Below are 9,875 nucleotides of genomic sequence, written 5' to 3' on the forward strand. Positions count from 1 at the left end.
TTGGCTAATCTGGTATGTGCAAGCAATGCCCCTACGGTTGCCAGACCGGCATGGGTGGAAAGGATAAGTTCCTTGGAGCGAACGAACTTGATTTTCATATGACACCCCGCAGGTGAATGTTATCTTGTTTATGTCATTCGCCTTCGGGGGTGTATTTGCCTGCTTTTTCCCGCATTTTCATCAATTGATGATCACGGATTCGGGAGAGGAATATCTTCCCGCGCTTCCCGTTGCGGACACAAAAAAACCCCGCCGGGCCGATACCCGCGCGAGGTGACCGTGCGTCGCCTATACCGTCCCGCCCCACGACAGGATTGAAAATTCGAGGCGGACGCCGAACCGGGCGATCAGCGATTGCAGTTCGACGGGAATCTCGAAATAGATTTGCCCCAGTTCGGACTGGTAATGGAGCCTGAGGCACACGTCGCACCCGCCATCGGCCAATTGCCGGATGTAGTCGACGTGCGGTTCCAGCTCCGCAAGCAGCTGCCCGAGCGCGTCGACGGGATCGTCGCCGGGCATCCGCACCCGATACATCCAGAAGTCCGTGGACACCTTCCGGCCGCCGACCGGCACCTTGCCGCCCTTCCGCAAGATTCCGGCCGGATCCACATTCAATCTTCGCGTGATCTCTTCGAAATCGAGCGCCTCTCCCCGGATGATCAGGCTCGCATGGCCCGTATGATAGGCCTGTGCAACGGCATGTCCCATTCTTCACCACCACCGATCGAGCAGCCCGGCTGTCATGGCGCGGATCGAAACCCGCGCTTTAGACCCGTGGCTTTGCGCCCCCGACTTTCGTGCGGGTTTGCCCTTGTTCGCGTCCGGTGATCCGAAGATCCCGTCTGGTATGTATATCGTCACGACGCGCCGGAAGATCAAGATTTGCGCGACATTCAATTGATATTTGGGTCTTAATGCCTATTAATATCGCGAATAAAGACCTTGAACCCCGTCTTGCCGCCTATTCCGGTGCCGCATCCGAAACATGAAAAGCACGCTCGGCCGTCAACCGTCAGGCGGTTGGAATGACGCGTGCGCTCCTCCGACCGATCAAAAAAGCGCCCGCCCCGCCACAAGGCGGAACGGACGCCAACTTGAACGTCAAGCTTTCTTACCACGTCACCCAGGGCTTCGAGCCGGGCGACGGATTGATCAGCATGTCGGCAAACGGAACCGTGTACGCGAACAGCACCAGCACCACGACGAGACCGACCCACACACCCCAGCGCTCGAGCCATCTCGGCGTCGGCCCGGATTCTTCCGAGGCCTCGCCGATCGGGAACTCGGCGACGGTCTTCTCGTCGCCCTTCGGCGCGCGCAAGAGCGCGATCACGTTGTAGAACATCAGGCAGACGCCGATGAACAGGACCGTGCCGCCGATCGCCATCACCACGTAGGAAGGGATCCAGGATGCGGCATCCGGATGGTCGCCGTACGTCGCGTACGCGGTGCGACGCGGTGCGCCCATCAGGCCGGACGCGTGCATCGCGGACGACATGAAGGCCATCCCGATGATCCAGATGACGGTCTGGAGAATGCCGAGCCGGTTCACCTTCGGCGTAAGCTGTCTGCCCAGCACGTGCGGGATGAGCCAGTAGGCGACGCCGAAGAACGTCAGCGCGACGGTCGTCGCGACGGTCAGGTGGAAGTGGCCCGTCACCCACAGCGTGTTGTGCACGATCGCGTTCATCTGGTTCGACGCGTTGATGATGCCGCCCGCGCCGGCCGGGATGAAGATGAGCATGCCCATGAACGGCGCGAAGAACCGGACGTCACCCCAGGGCAGCTTCTTCAGCCAGCCGAACAGCCCGCGTGCGCCCTTCGCACGGCCGGTCTGCTCGAACGTCGCGAACATCGCGAACGCGGTCATGAGGGACGGCACGACGACCGCGAACGTCAGGACAACCTGGATATATTTCCAGATCGGCGCGATGCCGGGTTCCATCAATTGATGGTGGAAGCCGACGGGAACCGAGAGCACGATGAACAGCACGAACGCCATCCGCGCCATCGAATCGCTGAATATTTTGCCCCCGATGATCCTCGGTATGCAGATGTACCAGCACATGTAGGCCGGCATCAGCCAGAAATAGACCAGCGGGTGGCCGAAGTACCAGAACAGCGTCCGGCTGATCATGATGTTGATCTTCTCGACCCAGCCGAACGACCAGGGAATGAACTGGAACAGCACCGTGATCGCGACGCCGATCGTGGCGATCTGCCAGAGCAGCATCGTCGAGACGGCCATGAAGCCGAACAGCGGGCTGATCTGGCCCTTGTTCGTCCTGCGCCAGTAGCGGTATTGCGCGAAAATGCCGTAGCCGCTGAGCCAGCTGCCGACGACGACGAACACCAGCGCGATATAGAAGAACGGATTTGCCTTGAGCGGCGCGTAGAACGTGTAGAGCACCGTCGCCTCGTTCGCCAGAATCATGATCGTGCCGAGGATCGTGCCGATCGTCATCAGCACGAATCCGGCCCATCCGAGGCGGCTCGTGATGCCGATGAGCCTGCCGCCCATCGTCTTGCTGACGCCGGCGTACAGAAAGCCGATGATGAAGAAGGTCGTGAAGATGAGTGCCATCAGCACGCCGTGCGCGGTCAGAATTTGATAGTAGCCAAGCTCGGACGGCAGCTTGATCATGCCGCCGCGGACCAGCCCCTGCAGAAGCCCCGCGACGCCGCCGATGAGCAGGGCGGTGAACGCCACCAGCAGGTGGGCGATCACGAGCTTGCCGTCCCTGGCGTCAAACGGCCGGTTGTCGGCCGGGGACGCCGCCATTGCGGTTGCAGTCACGCTCGATCATCCTCTCCGTGTCGGTTTTGCGTATCTCATTTCACGATGATGGTCGTCGCCATGAATTCATGGCCCGCTCCGCAGTATTCATTGCACAGCACCAGATATTCGCCCGGCTTGTCGAACGTGTACGTGTAGTGGTTGACTTCTCCCGGAATGGCCATCAGGTTGACCGTCGTGCCGGTAATCTGGAAGCCGTGCACCACGTCCGGGCTCGTCACCTGGAAGTGCACCTTGGCGCCGACCGGAATCTCCATCTTCGAAGGCGTGAAGCCGAATGCATAGGCGATCATGTAAGCGTTGTATTCATTCTCGCCGACCTGCTCCAGACCGGGATTGTTGAATGGATAGGTCTCGCTGACCTTCTCCGGATCGATCCGGTGATCACCGGTCGGCGGCTGCATGCCCATCGCGAACGCCCCGATGCCGAGCACGCCGAGGAAGATGACCAGCATCGCGACGCCGATGATCAGCCAGATCTTCTCCAGACGGTGAATGTGCATGTTCTGTTACCTCCTACCTGTTGATATAAATGAGGTAAACCCCCAACCAAGACAGGGAAATGATGCCGGCGAGCAGAAGGACGGACGTCAGTGCGCCCTTGAGCGAATGGTGCTTCTCTCTCTCGACCCGGTCCCGGGACATACGGTTCACCCTTTCCTCGCGTTTTTACCCGTAAGTTTAGCGGTCGGGGCAGCGGGTCATTGTGAGAATTGTCACACCGGCCCGCGTCAATTTCGTCGTTTTTGTTACAATTCGTCGGAATTTTGGGACAATAAAAGGACGGGCGCGCTCCGCACGGAACGCACCCGTCCGTCACCGGTCGGCAGATTCGGCTAGTTCGCTTATTCAACGATCAGCTTGCCGATCATGTCATCGTGGCCGGTGCCGCAGAAGACGGAACAGATGAAATCGAACTCGCCCGCCTTGTCGGCCGTGAACGTGATCGTCTGATCGCCCTTGATCGTCTTGTTGTAACCCTTGATCTCGATTTCGTGGTAGCCTTCCTCGTTGACGAGCTTGATCTCGACGGTATCCCCCTGGTTCACGCGGATCTCCGCCGGTTCGAAATTCCAGTTCGTCGCCTTGATCGTGAACGTCTTCTTCTCGCCCGTCGAAGCGGACGCGTCGGATCCGGACGCATTTCCGCCGCCTTTCGAATCGTTGCCGCCGCCGCAGGCCGTCAGGATCATGGACGCGCAGACCGCGAGGCACAACGTCAGCATCCATTTTTTCATCTCTCCGCACTCCCCTGCCATGTTGTTGTTTCCCGAAACTGATCCCATTGTAGATTCGGAAGGGAGGCGCAAGTGTGACAAAAATCACATCCGGATCGCGAATTCATGAACGTTCTGTTACATAACCGGCCTTGCGCAACATCTCCCGGGCCGTCGGGTTGAGGTTCGGCATCGGGCGATCCGGGCGGAACCGGCCGAGCTCGAGCCCCTCGCCGTCGTTCACGGACTTCGCCGGCGACGCCGACGGCTTCGAATACCGCGCTGGCGTTGTACACTTCGTCGCCGTTCGGGTAGAGACGCATCGGATGCGCGGCGGCCGATCCGCTTCACGGGCCGTCCTCCCCGGTGACGACTTCCGGCAAGGCGAACGCGTCTCCCCAGTCAGCCTTGCGCGCCCGCTTGTAGCGTTCGCCGTCCTTCTTGTGCGCCTCGAGGCGGCGCAGGCCGTCCCGCGCGCACAGCTCCAGGGAGATCCGTCCCTTGTCGGTCCGCGGATGGCGGATGATCCGCGCCTCCGCCCGAACGGCGGGTTCGCGCGTCACGGCGAGATAGGAGAATTTCTCGTCCTCGTAGGGCGCGTCCCCGTCCTTCAGCCGCTTGTGCAGACGGCTGCGCGGAATGCGGCAGCGGAAATGGCACCAGTCGCCCTCGCCCATCGGGCACGCCGATTCGTGCGGGCACGGCGCGGCGATACGGGCGCCGAGCGCGAGCAGCCGGTCGCGCAGCGCCATCAGATCGCGCCAGGCGGCCGGCGTTCCCGGCTCGACGATGAGCAGCATCCGCTCCGCCGCGTTCCACAATTTCACGACCGCCCTGTCCCGTTCCGGTTCGCTCATCTCGTTCAGCACGTAGGAGGCGATGACAAGATCGGCCCGCTCCGGAATCTCGTCCTTTGCAAGGTCGCGCCGAAGCCACACGGCATCCCGCAGCGGCGGAGGCGCCTCCGCCGCCAGGCTGCGCCCGAGCCGGATCATTGCCGGCTCCCGCTCCAGGCAGGTGACGGCGCCAAGATCGAGCAGCGTGCAGGCCGCCCAGGAGGCGGCGCCCGTCCCCGCGCCGCAGTCGAGCAGCGTCGCCGGCCTGACCGGCGTCCGCTCCAGCGCGTGCTTCAGCGCGGTCACGACGGCACCGTACGTCGCGGGCATGCGCGCGATCGCGTACGATGCCGCTTCGGCGTCCTCCGTGAGGAGCTTCCGCCCCCGGCCGCCGCCGGTCCGGTAGCGCTCACTCAGCGCCCTGAAATCCCGCTTCAGCTTCGCCTGGTCCATGCCCTGAACATGTCGCTCGACGGTCAATCTCAGTTGCAACGGCAGTTCCATGTCGGTTTTCCTCCGGTGTCGTGTCAAGGCAGCAACGCGCCCGCGATCGGCAGCTGCACGCCGACAAGGACGAACCGCTTCATCCGGCACTTTCGCAAGCATGAAAAGCCGGCCCCGGATGGCTCCGCAACAGGCCGGCTGCAGCATTGTTAAAATTATACAATACAATGCTCCCGAATGGAAGCATGGATTTGCCGAAAGCGGTCATTCCTTTACGCCGCCCACCATCATGCCTTTGACGAAATACTTCTGCAGGAACGGATACACCATGATGATCGGCACGGACGCGACAATCGTCATCGTCGCGCGGATCGCGACCGGCGTCACCTGACTGGAGCTTCGCGCCTGCATGGCCGAGAAGTCCACGGCCTTGGTGGTGGCGTTCGAGAACTGGAGCGTCTTCTGCAGCTCATACTGCAGCGTGCTCAGATGCTCGTAGCTCGAGTTGTACAGGAACACGTCGAACCACGAGTTCCATTGCCAGACGCCCGTGAACAGCGCGACCGTCGCCAGCACCGGCGTGCTGAGCGGCAGGCAGATGCTGAAGAACGTGCGGAAATCGCCGGCGCCGTCGATCTTCGCCGATTCCAGGATGTTGTCCGGCAGGTTCTCGATGAACGAGCGGATGACGATCAGGTTGAATACGCCGATCAGGCCGGGCCAGATGTAGACCCAGAAGCTGCCGATCAGCCCGAGTTCGCGGATCAGCAGATAGTTCGGGATCAAGCCGCCGTTGATGTACATCGTCAGGATGAATGCGATGGTGACGAACTTGCGCAGCACGTATTCCGGCCGGCTGATCGTGTAGGCGACCATCGCGGAGCAGAACACGGTCAGCACGGTGCCGATCACGGTGCGCAGCACGGAGATCCACGTGGCCTGGACGATGGACGCGTTCTCGAAGACGAACTTGTAGTTCTCCAGCGTCCATATGCGCGGCCAGAGGTAAATCCCCCCGCGGATGGAGTCCTTCGCGTCGTTGAACGACACGGCGAGCGTGTTCAGGTACGGGTAGAGCGTCACGATCATGAGCAGCACGAGCAGCGTGTAGTTGACCACATCGAAAATGCGATCGCCGAGCGACTGGCGATACCCGGTCCGTCTGTGATTCGTCTCCTTGATTGTCATTTCGGCCATTTTGACGCCCACCCCCTCAGTACAACCTGGTCTCGCCGAGACGTTTTGCGATGTTGTTGGCGGTGAACAGCAGGACGAAGCTGACCACGGTCTTGAATACGCTGGCCGCCACGGACAACGGATAGTTGAACTGCTCGATCCCGTATCGCAGCACGTAGATGTCCAGGTTTTCCGAGTACCTCATGTTCAGGCCGTTGCCGAGCAGGTATTGCGGTTCGAAGCCGGATTCGAGCAGGTACCCGATGTTCATGATGAGCAGCACCGTGATGACCGGACGGATGCCGGGCAGCGTGATGTGCCACATTTTCCGGAACCGGCCCGCGCCGTCCATCTCGGCCGCTTCGTACAGCGAGGGATCGATCATCGTCATGGCAGCCAAATAGATGATCGTGTTCCAGCCGACCTCTTTCCAGACGATGACAGCGCCGTAGATGGGCCAGAACCATTCGCCGACCCCGAGGAAGAGCAGCTTCTCGTCGATCAGCCCCAGGCGCAGCAGAATCTCGTTGATGATGCCGTCCGGGTCCAGGATCGCCCGGACGATGCCCGCCGCCACCACCCAGGAGAGGAAGTGGGGCAGGTAACTGACGGTCTGCACGACGCGCTTGAAAACGATGTGGCGCACTTCGTTGAGCATCAAAGCGAGCGTGATCGCCGTCAGAAATCCGAGCACCAGGTTGATCCCGCTCATGACGAACGTGTTGCGCAGCGTAAGCCAGAAGCGTTCGTCATTGAACATGTATGCGAAATGCTTGAGGCCGGCCCATTGCTGCTCGGTGAACGGCTTGCCCGGCTTGAAATTCTGGAACGCGATCACCCATCCCCAGATCGGCACGTACCGGAACACGAACAGCCAGATGACGAACGGTACGGACATCAGGACGAGCGCCCGTTGTTTCCAGAGCAGCCTGAAAAATCTCTTCACACCCCTCGGTTGGAGCGACAAGGGAGTAGACGTGTCCACATGCATGAGTTTGCTATCCATATCGGCTTCTCTCCTTGCAAGGCGAACCACCAGCCTTGGATCACGCACCTGTTAAAGGACGAAAGAAAGGCCGGATTGGTCGGCGTGAAGCGATTCATCCGGCCTTTACGGCGGTCAGGCAAGCGTTGTGCGCTTATGGGACTTATTGCGAGTTGGCGACCGCTTCTCTAATCTTTTCGGTATACCATTGTTCGTAGCCCTTGACGTCAAGTTTGTTCAGCTTCTGGACATACTCTTCCCAGATCGCGTCGTACTCTTCGGCCTTCGCGAAGACGAGCTTCGGCAGGTATTCCCGTTGCAGTTCGGCCTTCTGCGTCTCGAAGAGCGTCCGTTCTTCGTCCCGCGGGATCCCCCATGCCGGGTACCACGGACGATCATCCGGTTTCGAGAACAGCTCCGAGTACGTCTTGACTCCGTAAGCGTCCAGGAACTTCTTGTCCGCTTCGGACAGGGACAGCTGGAACACTTCCGGCTGACGATTCGCGTCCACGGCATTGCCGTCGGAGAACGACGAATCATTGCCATAGTGCGGCCAATCCCAGTCGAAGGCGGTGAACCCGTATTCTTCGCGGAATTGCTGCGTCATCATGTCGACCATTTCCTGCGTCCGGTACATGCGGCCGTTCTCGTCCACCAGGTACGTCTCGCCTTCGATGCCCCATTTGACGAGCTTCTGGACATCTTCCTCGAGCAGGTAATCGATGAACTTCATGATCCGGTCCGGATCCTTCGCGTTGACCGTGATGCCCCAGCCGCGGTTCGCGACGAAGCCCGGCGGATCGAGATACTGGTCCTTGATGTTTTCATCGAATACGACGGGCAGCGGGAAGTAGCGATATTGATCCTCCTCCGGATTCACCCTTGCGGCGTCGAGGAGCACTTCCTGCGCGTTCATGAACTGCCAGCCGTAATCGAAGAAGCCGAGCACCTTGTGCGACGTCAGCTTTGCGATGTACTGGTCGTAGTTGTCCGTGAAGGACGCCTTGTCGAACATGCCCTTCGCGTTGATCTCGTTCAGCTTCTTGAACCACCGGTACTCCCACTCGGTGCCGGCGTAGATCTTCGCCTCATGCGTGTTCATGTCGACCATGACTTCGCCGTCGTTCGGATAGCCGGCGAGATGGTTCGGCACGTTCGTCGTGGCGAAGAACCGCCAACCGTCCGTGAGGGAGATGAAACCGATCAGATCTTCGTCCGGATGGGCCTTCATGAAATCCTCGATGACCTGGAAGAACTGGTCCACCGTCTTGATCTTCGGGAAACCGGCCCACTCCAGCACGCGGCGTTGCATCCAGAAAGCGCCCTGACCGATGTTCGGGTCGGGGACGAATTCATTCATGACCACGCTGAACGGCAGGATGTAGATCTTGCCGTCGGACCATTTCATCTTCTCCTTGTACGGCCCGTACACTTTCTTGACGTTCGGATATTCGTCGCTTTCGATATACTTCGTCAGGTCGATGAACCCGCCGGCTTCGATGACCTGCTCGATCCCGTCGTCCGGTACGAGCGCGTCCGGATAATCGCCGGAGATGATCATCGTGCCGATCTTCGTCTGCATGTCGCCGACCAGATACTCGACTTTCCAGTCGACACCCGTCGCGTCGACGATCATTTTGCCGATTTTCGATTCGCTCAGCGTGAAGTCTTTCTCGCCTTGCACCGCGACGAACATGGAGAAGGTCACCGTGTCCTGCGGTGCCGATCCGCTGTCATTCGTGTTCGACGAGTTTTGCTGTCCCTGGTTGGCGGAACCCGAATCCGAGCCGCCCGAGTTGTTCGACTTCTTGCCCGAGCAGGCCGTCAGGACGAGGGCCAGCACCATGACGAGGGACAGTGCGGCAGTAAGCCATCTTCTTCTCGTCACTCTCTTCAGTACCCCTTTCCTTCATATATCATATTGTAAGCACTTTCAGTATAGCGTTCCTTCCCGATCTTTGTTTACCCATCAAACTAAAGGAGATGCTAAGAAAATTTAACCTAAATTTCGAAAGCCCATTGTTTCGGTAAAATCACGAGATGTTAGCGCATAACACCCTGTAAATAACAGGGAAGTTCCCAGCCAGACAACTCCCCGTCAGCGTTGAAAGGTATTCCTCCCCCCTCCCCCACCGCAAGGGGCTTTTGGTTTTCCATGTAAAATTGTGGGAATCTCTAACCTGACATGGTCGCCAGCCGCGCTTCGATTCGCTTCCACGCATGGCGGTATGGAAAGTCGTGAGCCAGTTTCAGGATGAGCTTCCGGCTGTGCCGAACGATCGTCGCCGCCCAATGGAAGAACTCCAGCCGAAACCTGGCGATCGTATAGCCCCAATGAACGGGTTCGCAATAGTCCCGCTTGAACCGCTCATAGAGGTTGTAAGCCAGCATTTTGATCAGCAAATCCAGCTCGTTGG

General features: G+C 59.6%; 9 protein-coding genes and 1 riboswitch. All 9 genes read right to left on the reverse strand.

The window, feature by feature from the left end; translation table 11 throughout:
* Window positions 1–288 precede the first annotated feature (288 nt).
* Entirely contained in the window at window positions 289–711 is a 423-nt protein-coding gene (locus tag A9Z00_RS11825; protein WP_296977547.1) for a DUF4279 domain-containing protein, read from the reverse strand.
* 16 nt (window positions 712–727) lie between these two features.
* A riboswitch (cyclic di-GMP riboswitch) is annotated at window positions 728–823 on the reverse strand.
* Between the two features lie 291 nt (window positions 824–1,114).
* Window positions 1,115–2,785, reverse strand: coding sequence for a b(o/a)3-type cytochrome-c oxidase subunit 1 (locus A9Z00_RS11830; RefSeq protein WP_296977565.1), 1,671 nt, complete (start codon window positions 2,783–2,785; stop codon window positions 1,115–1,117).
* Between the two features lie 50 nt (window positions 2,786–2,835).
* Window positions 2,836–3,303 carry a cytochrome c oxidase subunit II gene (locus tag A9Z00_RS11835; protein WP_296977549.1) on the reverse strand — a complete coding sequence of 156 codons (468 nt, stop codon included), beginning with the start codon at window positions 3,301–3,303 and terminating at the stop codon, window positions 2,836–2,838.
* A 342-nt stretch (window positions 3,304–3,645) separates the two neighbouring features.
* Window positions 3,646–4,038: a cupredoxin domain-containing protein gene (locus A9Z00_RS11840; protein ID WP_296977552.1), complete on the reverse strand. Its 393-nt coding sequence runs from the start codon at window positions 4,036–4,038 to the stop codon at window positions 3,646–3,648.
* Window positions 4,039–4,364: 326 nt separating this feature from the next.
* Window positions 4,365–5,357: a small ribosomal subunit Rsm22 family protein gene (locus A9Z00_RS11845; protein WP_296977555.1), complete on the reverse strand. Its 993-nt coding sequence runs from the start codon at window positions 5,355–5,357 to the stop codon at window positions 4,365–4,367.
* Window positions 5,358–5,561: 204 nt separating this feature from the next.
* Window positions 5,562–6,485: a carbohydrate ABC transporter permease gene (locus A9Z00_RS11850; RefSeq protein ID WP_483316304.1), complete on the reverse strand. Its 924-nt coding sequence runs from the start codon at window positions 6,483–6,485 to the stop codon at window positions 5,562–5,564.
* 25 nt (window positions 6,486–6,510) lie between these two features.
* The gene (locus tag A9Z00_RS11855) at window positions 6,511–7,479 is read right to left on the reverse strand and encodes an ABC transporter permease (RefSeq protein ID WP_296977560.1); all 969 of its coding nucleotides are present in this window, start codon (window positions 7,477–7,479) and stop codon (window positions 6,511–6,513) included.
* A 142-nt stretch (window positions 7,480–7,621) separates the two neighbouring features.
* Window positions 7,622–9,346 (reverse strand): extracellular solute-binding protein, encoded by a 1,725-nt coding sequence (locus A9Z00_RS11860; protein WP_296977563.1) that lies wholly within the window; start codon window positions 9,344–9,346, stop codon window positions 7,622–7,624.
* 287 nt (window positions 9,347–9,633) lie between these two features.
* Window positions 9,634–9,875 (reverse strand): transposase (locus tag A9Z00_RS11865; RefSeq protein WP_296973011.1); only part of this gene is annotated, 242 nt, incomplete at its 5' end.

This window comes from Thermobacillus sp. ZCTH02-B1 (genome assembly GCF_002159085.1).
Taxonomy (GTDB): domain Bacteria; phylum Bacillota; class Bacilli; order Paenibacillales; family Paenibacillaceae; genus Thermobacillus.